This window comes from Alteribacter natronophilus (assembly GCF_006007885.1).
Lineage (GTDB): Bacteria > Bacillota > Bacilli > Bacillales > Salisediminibacteriaceae > Alteribacter > Alteribacter natronophilus.
In genome coordinates this window covers 832,211-846,833 of record NZ_VCRO01000001.1, presented here as the reverse complement: position 1 = coordinate 846,833, position 14,623 = coordinate 832,211, and the positions used below count along the sequence as shown (strand labels likewise).

The 14,623-nt window shown below is 47.0% G+C and carries 13 protein-coding genes; 10 read left to right on the top strand and 3 right to left on the bottom strand.

Features of this window, described 5'->3' with window-relative positions:
- Positions 1–146 precede the first annotated feature (146 nt).
- A complete protein-coding gene (locus tag FGB90_RS04200; protein WP_138809295.1) occupies positions 147–1,541 on the bottom strand; it encodes a sigma-54 interaction domain-containing protein in 1,395 nt (464 codons plus the stop codon).
- A gap of 217 nt (positions 1,542–1,758) precedes the next feature.
- Between FGB90_RS04200 and FGB90_RS04195 the strand changes: the two genes are divergently transcribed.
- A complete protein-coding gene (locus FGB90_RS04195; protein WP_171051693.1) occupies positions 1,759–2,343 on the top strand; it encodes a cell wall hydrolase in 585 nt (194 codons plus the stop codon).
- Between the two features lie 122 nt (positions 2,344–2,465).
- Here the strand turns inward: FGB90_RS04195 and acsA are convergent, their stop codons facing one another.
- On the bottom strand, positions 2,466–4,139 hold the full coding sequence (gene acsA, locus FGB90_RS04190) for an acetate--CoA ligase (protein ID WP_246056087.1): 1,674 nt from the start codon (positions 4,137–4,139) through the stop codon (positions 2,466–2,468).
- Positions 4,140–4,386: 247 nt separating this feature from the next.
- Here acsA and FGB90_RS19570 point away from each other — a divergent pair, with 247 nt between their 5' ends.
- From FGB90_RS19570 to msrB, 7 genes are all read left to right on the top strand, one after another.
- A complete protein-coding gene (locus FGB90_RS19570) occupies positions 4,387–4,551 on the top strand; it encodes a hypothetical protein (RefSeq protein ID WP_171051692.1) in 165 nt (54 codons plus the stop codon).
- A 148-nt stretch (positions 4,552–4,699) separates the two neighbouring features.
- A complete protein-coding gene (fumC, locus tag FGB90_RS04185; RefSeq protein WP_138809292.1) occupies positions 4,700–6,088 on the top strand; it encodes a class II fumarate hydratase in 1,389 nt (462 codons plus the stop codon).
- A gap of 35 nt (positions 6,089–6,123) precedes the next feature.
- Positions 6,124–7,050, top strand: coding sequence for a dipeptidase (locus FGB90_RS04180; protein ID WP_438502672.1), 927 nt, complete (start codon positions 6,124–6,126; stop codon positions 7,048–7,050).
- Positions 7,051–7,494: 444 nt separating this feature from the next.
- A complete protein-coding gene (locus FGB90_RS04175; protein ID WP_138809291.1) occupies positions 7,495–8,364 on the top strand; it encodes a fructosamine kinase family protein in 870 nt (289 codons plus the stop codon).
- 17 nt (positions 8,365–8,381) lie between these two features.
- A complete protein-coding gene (locus FGB90_RS04170; protein ID WP_138809290.1) occupies positions 8,382–9,350 on the top strand; it encodes a YbgA family protein in 969 nt (322 codons plus the stop codon).
- A gap of 65 nt (positions 9,351–9,415) precedes the next feature.
- The gene (msrA, locus tag FGB90_RS04165) at positions 9,416–9,943 is read left to right on the top strand and encodes a peptide-methionine (S)-S-oxide reductase MsrA (protein ID WP_138809289.1); all 528 of its coding nucleotides are present in this window, start codon (positions 9,416–9,418) and stop codon (positions 9,941–9,943) included.
- Positions 9,940–10,371 carry a peptide-methionine (R)-S-oxide reductase MsrB gene (msrB, locus tag FGB90_RS04160; protein ID WP_138809288.1) on the top strand — a complete coding sequence of 144 codons (432 nt, stop codon included), beginning with the start codon at positions 9,940–9,942 and terminating at the stop codon, positions 10,369–10,371. Before msrA ends, msrB begins: the two co-directional genes overlap by 4 nt.
- A 99-nt stretch (positions 10,372–10,470) precedes the next feature.
- On the opposite strand, the gene FGB90_RS04155 is transcribed toward msrB, so the two are convergent.
- Positions 10,471–12,153 (bottom strand): ABC-ATPase domain-containing protein, encoded by a 1,683-nt coding sequence (locus FGB90_RS04155; RefSeq protein ID WP_138809287.1) that lies wholly within the window; start codon positions 12,151–12,153, stop codon positions 10,471–10,473.
- Between the two features lie 339 nt (positions 12,154–12,492).
- Between FGB90_RS04155 and FGB90_RS04150 the strand changes: the two genes are divergently transcribed.
- Both FGB90_RS04150 and FGB90_RS04145 read left to right on the top strand, forming a co-directional pair.
- Positions 12,493–13,179, top strand: coding sequence for a DUF4397 domain-containing protein (locus FGB90_RS04150; RefSeq protein WP_138809286.1), 687 nt, complete (start codon positions 12,493–12,495; stop codon positions 13,177–13,179).
- Between the two features lie 296 nt (positions 13,180–13,475).
- Complete coding sequence (locus FGB90_RS04145; RefSeq protein ID WP_138809285.1) at positions 13,476–14,597, top strand: D-alanyl-D-alanine carboxypeptidase family protein; 1,122 nt, start codon at positions 13,476–13,478, stop codon at positions 14,595–14,597.
- Positions 14,598–14,623: the final 26 nt, after the last annotated feature.

Below are 14,623 nucleotides of genomic sequence, written 5' to 3'. Positions count from 1 at the left end.
TCAAATTTCCTCCCGGTAAATAAATTCTCGTGTAATAGTTAATGCAAGGAGCATGCCAAATGTACAGATTTTCAGGAAACGCGCTATTTAAAGGAATAAGGTGGAATTTCAAGTGAGGAAATAAAAAAAGTGCCGGAAAGCCGGCACTACTGAAGGCGGTATTTTGTGATTTTGTACTGGAGGGTCTGACGGGGAACCTGTAGAAGGGCTGCTGCTTTTTTTACGTTATGGTCTGTTTCCCGCAGTGCTTTTTCAATCAGCACCTTTTCATGCTCCGACACTGCTTCCTTAAGGGAACGTGATTGAACGGAAGCAGCTCTCCCGTAGCCGTCCAGGAGGAAGGGAGGGAGGTCGCCGGCTTCAATCAGGTCACCTTCTGCGATGTTCATAGCCGACTCGATAGCATGCTTAAGCTCACGGATATTTCCCGGCCAGTTCCATTGCATTAATGCTTCTTCAGCCTCTTTTGAAGCACCTGTAACAAGTCTGTTGAACCTGTAGTTGAACATGGAGATAAAATGGCGGGCCAGAATAGGGATATCGTTTTTTCTTTCCCGCAGGGAAGGAAGGCGCATTGAGACCACATTAAGCCGGTAGTAAAGGTCGGGTCTGATTTTTTTATCTGCAAGAAGATCCTCGGGATTTTCGTTGGATGCCGTAATAATCCGGACATCGGTCATATAACTTCCGGATGAGCCGACCCTTCGTACGACGCCGTCTTCCAGTACTCTAAGCAGTTTTGCCTGCAGATCAAGGGGGAGAGTATGAATTTCATCCAGGAACAGTGTCCCCCCATGAGCCAGTTCAAAAAAACCTTCACGCTCCACAGCACCGGTAAAACTTCCCCTGGCAGTTCCGAAAAGGATACTTTCAAGGAGAGAAGAGGGGATGGCGGCACAGTTCTGTGAGATGAAAGGCTGATGTCTTCTCGGTGAAGCATTATGGATCGCCTGTACAAGCAGTTCTTTTCCGGTTCCGGTTTCTCCGTAAACAAATACGGGGGATGTCGTGTGTGATATTTTTTCGGCTTTTTGAATCAGATCTTTTACTGAAGCAGATGCCGTGATGATGTGATCAAATGTAAAAAGCCTTTCATTGCCACTGATTTTTCTGGCCTTGGCCGAACGGTCGTCCGCCTTTGCCTGCAGTTCGAGAAGTTTAAGGGAAAGGTCTTTAACACGGCTCAGATCTTTTGCAATTTCAAGTGATCCTATGATGGTATTATCTGCGTAGAGAGGGATTGTCGTGTTCACAGTATCAATGAGTTTACCTTTTACATTACGGTACGACTGGGGCTGGTTGTAAATAGGCTCGCCTTTTTCCATAACCTGAAGGAGTGTGCTCGTATGTGCAGAGAGGGAGGGGAAAACCTCCAGCAGGGGTTTTCCGAGCACCTCGGAAACTTCAAGACCATCGTGCTCTGCGGCAATCCGGTTGTAGTAAACGGTGATGCCTTCCCGGTCCACCGCGTGAATTCCTTCATCTATGCCTTCAAGTATGGCGTTGATCATGTCATCATTATCAAAATGATCCGCAAACATTTTGAAAACTCCTTTTAAGTGCCGAATATTATTGAAGATGCCGAAAATTCAGCATAATATAGTTTAAGTGTAATTGAAGCTTTCAATTAATACAATATCATTTCCATATTGTGTATCTCCTGCTATCATTCGGCTGTTGAAACCCGGCTGCTCCCGGGTTAACATAATGATTGTCCAACTCGGACAGGAATTTTGTTTATTTAAGGAGGAAGGCGTAATGAAAAAATGGATTGCAGCAGGCACATTTGCATTGGCGGCATTTCTTATGCCAAACGATGCCGATGCGTCTTCTCAATATACGGTACAGAGTGGGGACACGCTCTGGTTAATCAGTCAGCAGTATGGAATTACAGTTGACGAATTGAAAGCGAATAATGGTTTGACAGATACAATGATTTATCCTGGTGACGTTTTGAATACAGGTGAAGCTGTCCGTGACGATAAAGTAGACCTTCTTTCAAGGCTCGTTCATTCTGAAGCAAGAGGCGAATCCTACGAAGGTAAAGTAGCGGTAGCTGCAGTTGTGCTGAACCGTATCGAGAGCAGCGATTTTCCTGACACGATGACTGAAGTTATCTATGAGACTCACGGAAACAGCTATGCTTTTGAACCGGTTATGAACGGGACAATCTACAATGAGCCGGGTGCCGAGTCTGTTAAGGCTGCACGTGATGCGCTGAACGGAAATGATCCGTCCAATGGTGCTCTGTTCTTCTTCAACCCGGATACAGCAACGTCTGACTGGGTAGACCGTCTTACGATTGACAGCCGCATCGGTAACCACGTATTTGCATCGAACTAAAGTACAGGAAATACACGAAAAGAGGCATTCCCACTGAGGGATGCCTCTTTTCGTTTTGCCGGTTTATATTTGATGGGGCTTTTACACTGCAGGCGGACGTTTTTTGCGGATATCCTTCAGCTTTAGTCTTCCATAGTGGACAGGTCGCCTGTTGGTTCCCCAAGTTCCCATGCTTTAAGAACACGGCGCATAATTTTACCACTGCGTGTTTTAGGCAGCTTATCTTTAAATTCGATTTCACGCGGCATGGCGTGTGCGGACAGTTCTTTTTTGATAAACTGCTGAATTTCCTCTTTCAGCTCGTCATCCTCCGTGTAGCCATCTCTCAGGGATACAAAGGCCTTAATGATGTGTCCTCTGACGGGATCGGGTTTACCGATTACTCCAGCTTCAGCTACAGCACGGTGCTCAACCAGTTTACTTTCAATTTCAAACGGGCCGACACGTTCACCCGCAGTGTTTATCACGTCATCATTTCGTCCCTGGAACCAGAAATACCCATCTTCATCCCGGTAGGCAGTATCTCCGGAAACGTACCATCCTTCAATGGCGAAGTATTCATTGTATTTGGCTTCGTTATTCCACACTTTCCGCATCATGGACGGCCAGCCGGCCTTAACAGCCAGGTTTCCCATTTCATTTGGAGGGAGCTCTTCGCCTTGATCGTTCAGAATCGCTGCCTCAATACCCGGGAAAGGTTTTCCCATGGAACCGGGCTTGATCGGTTCAGTAGGGTAATTACAGATCACCATGGCTCCTGTTTCAGTCATCCACCAGGTATCGTGTATACGCAGGTCAAATACCTCATTACCCCACCTGACAACTTCAGGATTCAAAGGCTCGCCCACACTTAAAATGTGGCGGAGTGAGCTCAGGTTATACTGCTCCTTGATATTTGGATCTGCAGCCATAAGCATCCGGAACGCTGTAGGAGCACTGTACCAGACACTTACATTGTATTTTTCAATCGTTTCATACCAGTCAGCCGGAGAAAAACGGCCGCCGCGTACGACATTGGTAACGCCATTCAGCCAGGGGCCGAATATACCATAGGAAGTTCCTGTTACCCAGCCCGGGTCGGCTGTACACCAGTATACGTCGTCCTCTTTTAAATCCAGCACCCACCTGGCAGTCTGATAATGCTGAAGCATGGCATTATGAACGTGGTATACACCTTTTGGTTTACCTGTCGATCCTGAAGTGTAGTGAAGGATCATTCCGTCTTCAAGATCAACCCACTTAACAGCGGATTCCTTTGAAGCCGCTTTCATTTTATCGAAGTAAGATACAAATCTCTCTCCTGCCGGTACATCGTCTCCCACAATGACCACTTTTTCCAGGTTAGGCAGTTCATCCAGAGGTACACGGGGGAGAAGATCCGGTGTTGTAACCAGAAATTTGGCCTCACTGTCCTCAAGTCTTGCTTTAACAGCATCTTTCATAAATGCTTCAAAAAGAGGGCCGACAACAGCACCTGCTTTAATCGCACCCAGAAGTGAAAAATACAGTTCCGGTGAGCGGGGCATGAAAATAAATACTCTATCCCCTTTTTCCACGCCAAGATTAATGAACATATTTCCAGCCTGGTTGGAGAAGTCGCGAAGCTGGCGGAAAGTCAGTGTTTCGTCACGTTCTGCGTCTGAATAGAGCAGGGCAGGTTTGTTGCCCAGCCCGTTTTCCACATGGCGGTCCACTGCTTCATAAGCCAGATTTACCTTTCCTGTCTCGTTCCAGGAGAATGCTTCTTTTACCTGATCCCAGTTAAATGATTTTCTTGCTTCTTCATAGTTGTTCATCTGATGTGAATCTTTTGCCGGCTGAAGTACGTTCAAAATCAAGCACCTCCACGTTTTTTTGTTATAACTGCAAAATTCAGAATTTTGAGTATGACTTTACGTTACCGAAAAAAACCAGTGATTGTCAACAAATCTGTGAAAGACGCGGCTAATTTGGGAAAATTGTCATCTAACACCCTGTCTGTCGCACAGGAAGCAGACATCTGGTACGATAGAAAGGAAATGTTCCAAAAGGAGAGAGAGCACAATGGAATGGCTTGGGATTATTATTCTGGTGATTGCAGGAATCATCGTTCTTAGAGTAGTGGGGACAATCTTTAAAATTGTGATCAGTATCGGTCTGGTACTGATGTTCATTTATTTTCTTATGTACTTGATTAATGGTGCAACAGGCAGTGCTGCGTTCTTTTAGAACCGGCACTTTTTTGTATTCCCCTGCAAGGAATGGAAGTGGCGGCAGATTGTTGAAAAATGCCGCCAGGAAGGTTTTAACAGCACTCCGGTCAGGGTAACTTATCAGAAGGGATAAATGAAGTTTTGTAAATAAAGGAGGAATCGAGATGGATTATCGAATTGAAAAAGACACACTCGGAGAAATGAAGGTACCTTCGGACAAATGGTGGGGGGCACAGACCCAGAGAAGCCTCCAGAACTTTAAAATCGGTACGGAAAAAATGCCGGCCGAAGTAGTAAGCGCTTTTACCATTCTTAAAGAAGCATGTGCCAAAGCCAATCAGCGCCTTGGTAAATTGTCTTCCGGTAAGGCCGATGCTATTTCCGAGGTTTGCCGAAAGATCCGGGAAGAGGACCACAGTGACCAGTTTCCTCTTGTCGTCTGGCAGACAGGAAGCGGTACCCAGTCCAACATGAATATGAATGAAGTAGTGGCATTCAAGGCAAATGAAATTCTGAGCAGGAAAGGCTCCAGCGAGCGTATCCATCCGAACGATGATGTGAACCGCTCACAGAGTTCCAACGATACATTTCCGACAGCCATGCATATTGCTGCTGTCCAGGATATTCATAAACGGCTTCTCCCGGCAATTACACATATGAAGGAGACCCTTGAGCAGAAGGCTGCTGAATTCGACGATGTAATCAAAATCGGCCGGACCCACCTTCAGGATGCAACACCGCTGACACTTGGCCAGGAAATCAGCGGGTGGGTCCATATGCTTAAAAAGAGCGGGCAGATGGCAGAAGAAAGCACAGCCCATTTACATGCGCTGGCAATCGGAGGTACAGCAGTAGGAACGGGAATCAACGCCCATCCCGAGTTTGGAAACCTGGTGGCTGAGGAAATCAGCAGCATTACCGGACATAATTTTACGTCTTCGGAGAATAAATTCCATGCGCTTACCAGTCACGATGAGCTTGCCTATGCACATGGGGCCATCAAGGCACTGGCAGCGGATCTTATGAAAATCGCAAATGACGTGCGCTGGCTTGCGAGCGGTCCGAGGTCGGGCATTGGCGAAATTACAATTCCCGCAAATGAACCCGGCAGCTCAATTATGCCGGGGAAAGTAAATCCTACACAGAGTGAAGCACTGACCATGGTTACGTCACAGGTTTTCGGGAACGATGCAGCCATCGGTTTTGCTGCAAGTCAGGGGAATTTCGAACTGAACGTTTTTAAACCTGTGATTATCTATAACTTCCTGCAGTCGGTGCGGCTTCTTTCCGATTCAATGAATTCATTTACGGATAAATGTCTGTCGGGGATCGAGGCAAATAAAGATGTTATTGATAACCATGTGAAAAACTCGCTGATGCTCGTAACGGCCCTTAATCCCCACATTGGTTACGAAAAAGCAGCAGCAATTGCCAAAAAGGCATTTGATGATGGTAAAACGCTGAAAGAGACAGCTGTTGAACTTGAATACTTAACCGAAGAGGAGTTCGAAAACGCTGTCAATCCTGAGAAGATGACAGGACCTTCGGAATAATCACCGGTTCCGGAAATAGAAAAAAGGGGGAGTTTATGATGAAACTGATTGATTTGCACTGCGATGCACTTCTCAGGCTGTGGGAAAATCCCGGGAGAGACTATGAAAATTCCGAGGAAGTAGAAACCAGCCTTGCACGACTGAAAGAGGGGGGAGTGAGTGTCCAGCTTTTTGCAGTTTTTGTGGAACCGGAACTTCCGTCTGATTATAAATTTCAGGCTGCCATGGAACAGATCGATCTTTTTTATACCAGGGTTCTGGCCTCACCGGGCATGGTACACATAAAGCAGTGGTCTGATATTAAAAACCTTAAACCGGATGAAACAGGGGCAGTCCTTACCCTTGAAGGGGCTGATGCATTCGGTAACGACCTTATGAAGCTGAGAACTTTTTACAGACTTGGGGTTAAATCGATCGGTCTGACATGGAATAACGCAAACCTCTGTGCCGATGGTGTCGGCGAACCACGTAATGGCGGACTTACCGAGTTTGGTTTTGAAGTGGTCAGACTGAATAACCAGCACGGCGTCTGGACGGATGTGTCCCACCTTGCAGAACCGGGTTTCTGGGATGTGATAAATACGGCTGACCTCCCTGTGGCTACCCATTCAAATTCAAAAACACTATGCGGTCACCGGAGAAACCTCACAGATGATCAGGCACAGGCACTGTTTAAAAAGGGCGGTATGCTGGGAGTTGTCTTCAATCCGCCGTTTATCGGTGACGGTAAAGAAGAGAGTGAAATTACGGACCTGATCCGCCACATAGATCATTTCTGTTCACTTGGCGGCAAAAGGAACCTGGCTTTTGGATCCGATTTTGATGGAATTGCCTGGTATGTAAAGGAACTTGAGCATGCAGGTAAATATCAGAACCTTATAAACGAACTGCTGAAGCATTACAGCGAAGAGGATGTCCGGGGTTTTGCCTCCGGGAACGTGCTTCGGTTTGCAGCCGGATAAACAGATGAAAAAGGTGCCCTTTAGTCAGCATTGTGACTTAAGGGCACCTTTTGTATGTGATACTGACATATATACCGGTAAAGGGCAGCCAGCCTTCGCTATGCTGCGGAAAGTCTCCGCCTGCAGGGGATTAAAACAATAATCTTAACGAGAACAGCTTCTCATAAAAGGGAGGTGGCTTAACAGATGCCTGCGCTCTAAAATGGTCTTCAGGGACAATAAAGCTTGATCCGTTGACTGTAATTCTGTTCCACTCGGTACCGGGAAGAAAAAAGGATGATTGCCTGAGGCAGGAATCAGGGTATATTTCTAATAGAAGAGACAAATTAGCAGGTGCCGGTCTGACTTCGTCAGGAAACTCAGTTCTCTGCAGCAGGAATCCATAGTGATCACCTCGTAAAGACGTCTATCGTAAATATAATCACGGAAAAAGGCGGGAATCATATGTCTCGGAACTCGGAATTAATACAGCTGGCACAGAAAGTGGGAGTGGGTTCGGCTGACCTCAGCTTTACCCCTGTATCAGGAGGAGATATTAACGAAGCGTACTGTCTCGAGGGGGGAAGCGGTACCTGGTTTATGAAGATAAACCGCCAAATCCCGCCTGATTTTTTTGAACTGGAAGCAGAGTCTCTCAGAAAGCTTGAAGAGGCCGGCGGAAACGTTCCATCCATAAAAGGGACCGCTTATCATAACGGGGTGGGGACGATCGTACTTCACTGGATTAATACTTCTTCCAGCGAAAGGGGAGGGGAAAAACTCGGTGAAATGCTCGCACGTGTACATAAACCTGCAGAGTCGGCTTTTTACGGTTACGAAGGGAAAACATACATAGGTACTTTGGCAATGGAAAACGGCTGGTGGCCTTCCTGGACAGATTTCTACAGGGAAAAGCGTCTCATCCATCAGCTGGAAATTGGAAAGAGGAAAGGAACCATTACCGGAAGAAGGCTGAGCCGGCTCGAAAATCTTATCGAGAGGCTGGATACCTGGATTCCCCCTGAGCCGGGAGTTTCTCTGCTTCATGGTGACTTATGGGGAGGCAACTGGATTTCGGGTAAGGGAGGCGAAGCGTGGCTGATCGATCCTTCTGTTTTTTACGGACACAGAGAGATGGATCTGGCTTTCACCAGGCTTTTTGGCGGTTTTCCCGCTTCATTTTATGAATCCTACGAATACTATTATCCACTGGACAGGGACTTTTCGGAAAGGGAGAGGCTGTATCAGCTGTTTTATCTGCTCGTCCACCTGAATTTCTTTGGAGAAGCCTACGGTACATCGGTGGACAGAATTTTTGACTATTACCTTTCCTGAGATAAAGGAGTGTTTAAATGAGAGATTTTCACCGCCCTCAAATTGTCGTAAGCAAATGCCTGGAGTTTGAAGCCTGCCGGTACGACGGTGCAAAAATGAGAAGTACAGCAGTTGAGAAACTCCGGGAAACAGCTGATCTCATCCCGGTCTGTCCGGAGGTGGAAATCGGTCTTCCTGTTCCGAGGGATACACTTCGCCTCGTGGATAAAGGCGAGGGCGAACGGCTTGTCATGCCCTCCCGGGAAAAGGACTATACTGGTGAAATGATTGCTTTTTCAGATAAATACCTTCGGAATCTCAAAAAGGCAGACGGTTTCATCCTTAAGGGACGTTCTCCCAGCTGCGGGATTTTTGATGCTAAAGTGTATGCAGGCAGTGGAAAATCCCCTGTCAAAGGCAGAACTGCCGGCATGTTTGCAAGGAAGGTAAAGGAGCATTTTCCCCATTCTCTACTTGAGGATGATGGACGGCTCAGGAATTTTGCCATAAGGGAACAGTTCCTGACAGGTGTCTTTACAATGGCTTCATTCAGGCACACCAGGAAGGAAGGGACAGCAGGCGCGCTGTCACGCTTTCATGCTGATAATAAATTTCTGCTTATGTCCTACAGTCCCCGTCTGATGCAGGAGGCAGGCAGAATTGCAGCCAATCCGGGAGGCATGAACAAAAAGGAACTTTTTGCCGCCTACGAGCAGGTACTGAAGATAATTCTGACTAACCGGCAGAAAGATACGGGAAATATCAGTGTATGTGAACATCTCCTGGGCTTCTTTAAAAACAGTCTCTCATCCCGGGAAAAAGAGCATTTCCTGACCCTGCTGGGCCAGTACAGGCAGAAGAGGGTCCCATTAAGCAGTCTTCTCAGCCTGATCCGTTCATGGGTATACCGCTTTGAACAGAAATATCTGACCAGCCAGACTTACTTTGAGCCTTATCCTTCCGAGCTGGTGGAGATTTCGGATTCCGGTAAAGGCCGTGATTATTAAAGCAGAAGGTTGGACGCTGTGAATCCATCCTGCTATACTACAAGGAAAAAAGTGGAGGGATCACGATGAAAAAGGCAACATTTGCAGGGGGGTGCTTCTGGTGCATGGTTTCTCCTTTCGATGAACAGCCCGGTATCGAGGGTGTTGTTTCAGGCTACACTGGAGGAAGCAAAGACAATCCCACCTATGAAGATGTATGCACAAACCGTACAGGACATCTTGAAGCAGTCCAGATCACATACGATCCTGAACTTTTTTCCTATGAAAAACTTCTGGACATTTACTGGGCTCAGATTGATCCGACAGACCCCGGCGGCCAGTTCCATGACCGCGGGGAATCATATACGACCGCTATTTTTTATCACGATGAGGAACAGAAGGACCTTGCTGAAAAATCAAAGAAAGAGCTGGAAGACAGTGGCCGGTTCAAAAAACCGGTCGTCACGGAGATCAGACCTGCTTCCGTTTTTTTCGAAGCCGAGGCATTTCATCAGGATTACTACAGGAAAAATGCGTTTCATTACAGCCTGTACCGAAAAGGCAGCGGAAGGGAAGACTTTCTGAATGCACACTGGGGGGAAAGAAAATCATGAAGAAGCGGACTGGAGTAAAAAAAGAGGAACTGAATGACATTCAGTATAAAGTAACACAGGAAAACGGGACTGAACCTCCCTTCAGAAATGAGTTCTGGGACCATTTTGAGGACGGGATTTATGTGGATATTGTGTCCGGGGAACCTCTATTCAGTTCAAGGGATAAGTACGATGCAGGGTGCGGCTGGCCGAGCTTTACAAAACCGATAGATAAAAAGCAGGTAACCGAGCACTCGGATTTTTCCCACGGTATGAGGAGAACAGAGGTACGAAGCGATGAAGGAGACAGTCATCTGGGTCATGTTTTCACGGATGGTCCTTCTCCCGGCGGACTCAGGTACTGTATTAATTCTTCAGCTCTCCGCTTTATTCCGTTTTCAGCTCTTGAAAAGGAAGGGTACAGCGAATATAAAAAGCTTTTTAATTAAGATTACTGCACAAAGACCCGCGGGCGTGATGCCTGCGGGTCTTTGTGCGGATTGAGTAGAGGGAGACCGGTTCGCCGGGCTTAAGATGTAAAGTACCTGTCAGCTCTCCGACCGCCTGAATCTGTTGAGTGCTGCGGTGAGTTCCTCCCTTCGCGGAAGGGCCAGATCACCGGGGTGCTGGTCTTTAAACGGACTGAGGACATCAAGTCCATCCTGTTCTATTTTTTTGTACAGTTTTTCTGTAAGGTCATTTACAGTTCCGTTTTCTTTTTCGTTCTTTACGAGTATGCTGATCATTCGTGCTATTGCCCGCGTCTGGCTTAAATCAACGAGCTGCTCAAGACTGGAAAGATCTATGGCATTCCTGCCAAAAAGAATTAAGTGAAGTCCTTTCGCATCAACTTTCTGTTTGTGGTCCCACTGTTGTTTGAAACTGCTGCGGTCGAAATGTCTTGCTTCAGGGATATGAAGTGGTGAGCCGGCTAGTTCCCTGCGTCCGGTTATCAGCTCTGCAGCAATTTGTTTTGCTTCATCCGTCCGGTCATAGGGATGGTATTCTTTCATCGTAATGACCTGATCTGCATGTTCGAAATAATCCCCTGAACCGCCCACAGCGAGGATGACAGACACCCCGAGGTCTTTTGTAAGAGCCGCTGCGTGATCAACAAACGGGGTAATTGGTTCGTTTTCCACAAGTCGCTGCATCCGTGCATCCCGAATCATGAAATTGGTTGCAGTCGTGTCTTCGTCCATTAGGAGCAACCGGCTTCCCGCTTCAAGAGCTTCCATTACCGCAGCTGCCTGGGAAGTACTTCCGCTGGCATCGGGGGTTGAAAAGGATTCGGTATTCTTTTTAAACGGAAGGTCGGAAATGAAGGGCGTTATATTTACATTATGGACGCCACGTCCGTCCTCTGCCCGTATTTTAACAGCAGAATCATTGGTGATGGTCAATTCCCGGCCATCGCCTTTTACATGGTTGTATATACCACGTTCAATGGCGTGAAGCAGGGTGCTCTTACCGTGATAGCCGCCACCGGCAATTAGTGTGAGGCCTGCTGGCAGAGCCATTCCGGTTACTGACTTACCGTTCGTAAGAGGAATTGTCTGCTCGAATGCTTCAGGAGACTGAAACGGTACGGCATTTTTCATCGGTCTGCTGCTGACCCCGCTTTCTCTCGGAAGAACAGCTCCATTGGAAACAAAGCTCACATAGTCATGATCGCTTAAATACCGGCGGATAACCTGCTGGTCGTCAGCCAGTTCCAGGTGGTCACTCAGGTCCTGGGGAGAGAGCTCGTCAACTGCGTTTTGGGCCATGCGGGGAATAATTTCTCCTGCGAGCCGCGCAGCGTCATTTCCTCTGATCCTTCTTCCGTTTGCAGGCAGCCCTGCACTGAAACGGATATCAATGTAAGTGCTGCTGAGCTTTACAGCAGTTCTCTGCAATACTTCCTGCCCCGGTGCATCAATATAAACGAGTCCGCCTTTTCCGGTTCCCATTTTTTCAGACTTCCGTTTACGAATCTGTTTCTGAACCTGACGGGCAATGAAGTCTTCTGCAGCAATCTTTCTGTGGCTTGTCTCGAGAATGCTCTCATCCGTTTTAAGACGGCTGAAAGGGATAAGAACTCTCAGTCTGGAAGGGGAGGCAAAGGGGTCCCCCTGCACATAGTCAATTTTAAGTGTGAATCCGTTTCCTCTGTAGGTTCCCTGGATCTGCTTCAATGCTTTATAGCTTTTTCCGTCCAGTGACCGCAGTGTCTGCATTAACTTATCCATAGTCGGGACATCCTTTCACAATGGCAGTCAAAATAATAGGCTGCGTTCGTATAGTTTGTTGCTGTTGACCAAATTACATATGGAAGCGTAAGGCGGCGACTCCAGCGGGAATAGCATCCGCCAGAAGCGTCATAAAACAGCAATCTCTTCGAAAACAGCTAAATAACATTTCCCTTTCACTGATGTTATCAAAACAGTCTGTGTAACGTTTCAGTTCGGTACACCTGCTATTACTATAGCAGGAAGGTCGGATGACATGAAATCCACTCCGAATAAAAGAACAGAAAGCGGGGACATTAGAGTTGTAAAAAAAGGATAATTGGAAAGGGGTAAAACGGAATGAAAAAGTGGATTTTAATCTGCACTCTGATTGCCATTACTGCTGTATGTATGGCAGCAGGGCCGGTATCTGCAGCAGCAGGTGATGGCAGCGATGCCTTTGTAAGAGCGGTTCACGCTTCTCCGGATGCACCGGCTGTTGATATTTATCTCGATAAGGAAAGAGTGCTGGAAAACGTTAATTTCAAGGATATAAGCAGTTATCTGCCACTTAAGGCAGGCAGCTATTCTCTCCGGATATTTGCTGCGGGTGCAAATCCGAAAAAAGAGGACCCGGTAATTGAGAAAAATGTGGAGGTGGCAGCCGGAAGTGCCTACACCCTTGCTGCGGTCGGCCCCTTAAACCAGATTGATCTTGTGGCTGTATCCGACCAGCTGGAGCCTTCAGAAGGAAAAGCAAAACTAAGAGCCGCTCATTTTTCTCCGGATGCACCGGCCGTTGATATTGCGGCAGCACCGGACACGATCCTTTTTGAAAATGTCAGCTTCCCTCAGGTGAGCGATTATCTGGAAGTGGACGGGGAAAGTTATAATATTGAGATTCGCCCGACCGGTTCCCAGGAAGCTGTATTCCAGGTTCCAAACGTAGCTCTCGAGGAAGGCGCAGTATACTCGGCTTTTGCAGTCGGTCTGCTTGAAGGAGAACCGGGATTCGACCTCATACTTGTTAAAGATGAGCTGGAGTAATAGATCAGGACTGATTCACGGGAGCGCCCGAGGATCAGTCTTTTTTTTAGGCTCTCTTCGTAAAGATTGTTGTTTTATTATGCTGCAGGCGGACGCTTTCCGGTGGTATCGCCGCGTTCCGCTCCATCATTTATAACGCAAAAGCAGCAATCTGCCGGAAAACAGTTTTTTAACACCCTTAAACAGTGCGAAGGTGTCATTCGTGTAAAATCGACAAATTGTGATTTTTATTATTGCAATCACCAGGAATTTAAGGTACATATAAAAGTGTTAACTTACACGTTTGGGTGATCAGAATGAAAGTAATTATTGCAGTGATTTTTATATGTGTTTTTGTAATACCTCCCGTTTCAGTGGAAGCAGGGGACAGACCGGGTCAGCTTCACAGTGAAGCGGTGGTTATGGTCGATACTTCCACCGGGGAAGTGCTGTTTGATAAAAATATGCATCGGGAAATGTATCCTGCCAGTATTACCAAGATTGTCACAACTATTATTGCCCTTGAAGAAGCAGGGCAGAGCGAGAAAGTGGAAGTGAGTTCCGAGGCAGTCAGTGTAATAGGTTCGAGTGTTTACCTTCTTGAAGAAGAAATCCTTCCGCTCGGGCAGCTTTTAAGAGGGATCATGGTGAGTTCCGGTAACGATGCTTCCATTGCAGTGGCGGAGCATATTGATGGCAGTACCGAAGCGTTTGCCGGGAGGATGAACGAGTTTGCATCCTCACTCGGGGCTGAAAACACCAACTTTACAAACCCTCATGGACTCTTTCACGATGACCATGTGACAACCGCGTATGATATGGCTCTGCTCAGCTCTTATGCAATGGCAAATAGGGATTTCAGGGATATTGCAGGGACAGAGAGACTGGATTGGAGTGCTGAAGGATGGGAAACGACACTTTTTAACCATCATGATCTTATGAGGCAGAATGAAGAAGTGACAGGAGTAAAAAACGGTTTTGTCAGAAAAGCAGGCTATACCCTCGTTACTTCAGCGGAAAGAGAAGGTACTGAAGTGATTACGGTAACCCTGGGCGCACCATCCAAGGAACATGCCTATGAGGACACAAAGCTTCTGATTGACTACGGGCTGAACAATTACCGAACAGAAACTCTTGATTTTTCAAGTGAGGAACTACTGGCGGATCATATAATCCCCGAATTATTCGCTGTTACTGTGCCAAAGGAAGAAGGCGGGGGCGTGGAATACAGCATATCTGAAGATGGTGTTTTGACCGTAAAAGGGGAGACGGGGGACCTTCTGCACAGCTCAGAGCTTGAGGAACGCTACTTTACAGGTCTCCCCGGGTATATTATTCCTTCAAAAAGTAATGAAATAATAGAGAGAGCTGATTTGAAGCCCCATACCGGGATCCTGTCATGGCTCATCTTTACGGGTTTTCACACTCTGTACGAGTAAAAAGACTTTTTCAGGCAGTTGTTTTT

Bases quoted from the DNA above. Each gene is read 5' to 3' on its own strand.
- FGB90_RS19570 (WP_171051692.1), top strand. From the start codon at position 4,387: ATGGAATGGCTTGGGATTATTATTCTGGTGATTGCAGGAATCATCGTT.
- fumC (WP_138809292.1), top strand. From the start codon at position 4,700: ATGGATTATCGAATTGAAAAAGACACACTCGGAGAAATGAAGGTACCT.
- FGB90_RS04155 (WP_138809287.1), bottom strand. From the start codon at position 12,153: ATGGATAAGTTAATGCAGACACTGCGGTCACTGGACGGAAAAAGCTAT.
- FGB90_RS04200 (WP_138809295.1), bottom strand. From the start codon at position 1,541: ATGTTTGCGGATCATTTTGATAATGATGACATGATCAACGCCATACTT.
- FGB90_RS04195 (WP_171051693.1), top strand. From the start codon at position 1,759: ATGAAAAAATGGATTGCAGCAGGCACATTTGCATTGGCGGCATTTCTT.
- msrA (WP_138809289.1), top strand. From the start codon at position 9,416: ATGAAAAAGGCAACATTTGCAGGGGGGTGCTTCTGGTGCATGGTTTCT.
- FGB90_RS04180 (WP_438502672.1), top strand. From the start codon at position 6,124: ATGATGAAACTGATTGATTTGCACTGCGATGCACTTCTCAGGCTGTGG.
- FGB90_RS04145 (WP_138809285.1), top strand. From the start codon at position 13,476: ATGAAAGTAATTATTGCAGTGATTTTTATATGTGTTTTTGTAATACCT.
- FGB90_RS04175 (WP_138809291.1), top strand. From the start codon at position 7,495: ATGTCTCGGAACTCGGAATTAATACAGCTGGCACAGAAAGTGGGAGTG.
- FGB90_RS04170 (WP_138809290.1), top strand. From the start codon at position 8,382: ATGAGAGATTTTCACCGCCCTCAAATTGTCGTAAGCAAATGCCTGGAG.
- msrB (WP_138809288.1), top strand. From the start codon at position 9,940: ATGAAGAAGCGGACTGGAGTAAAAAAAGAGGAACTGAATGACATTCAG.
- FGB90_RS04150 (WP_138809286.1), top strand. From the start codon at position 12,493: ATGAAAAAGTGGATTTTAATCTGCACTCTGATTGCCATTACTGCTGTA.
- acsA (WP_246056087.1), bottom strand. From the start codon at position 4,139: ATGAACAACTATGAAGAAGCAAGAAAATCATTTAACTGGGATCAGGTA.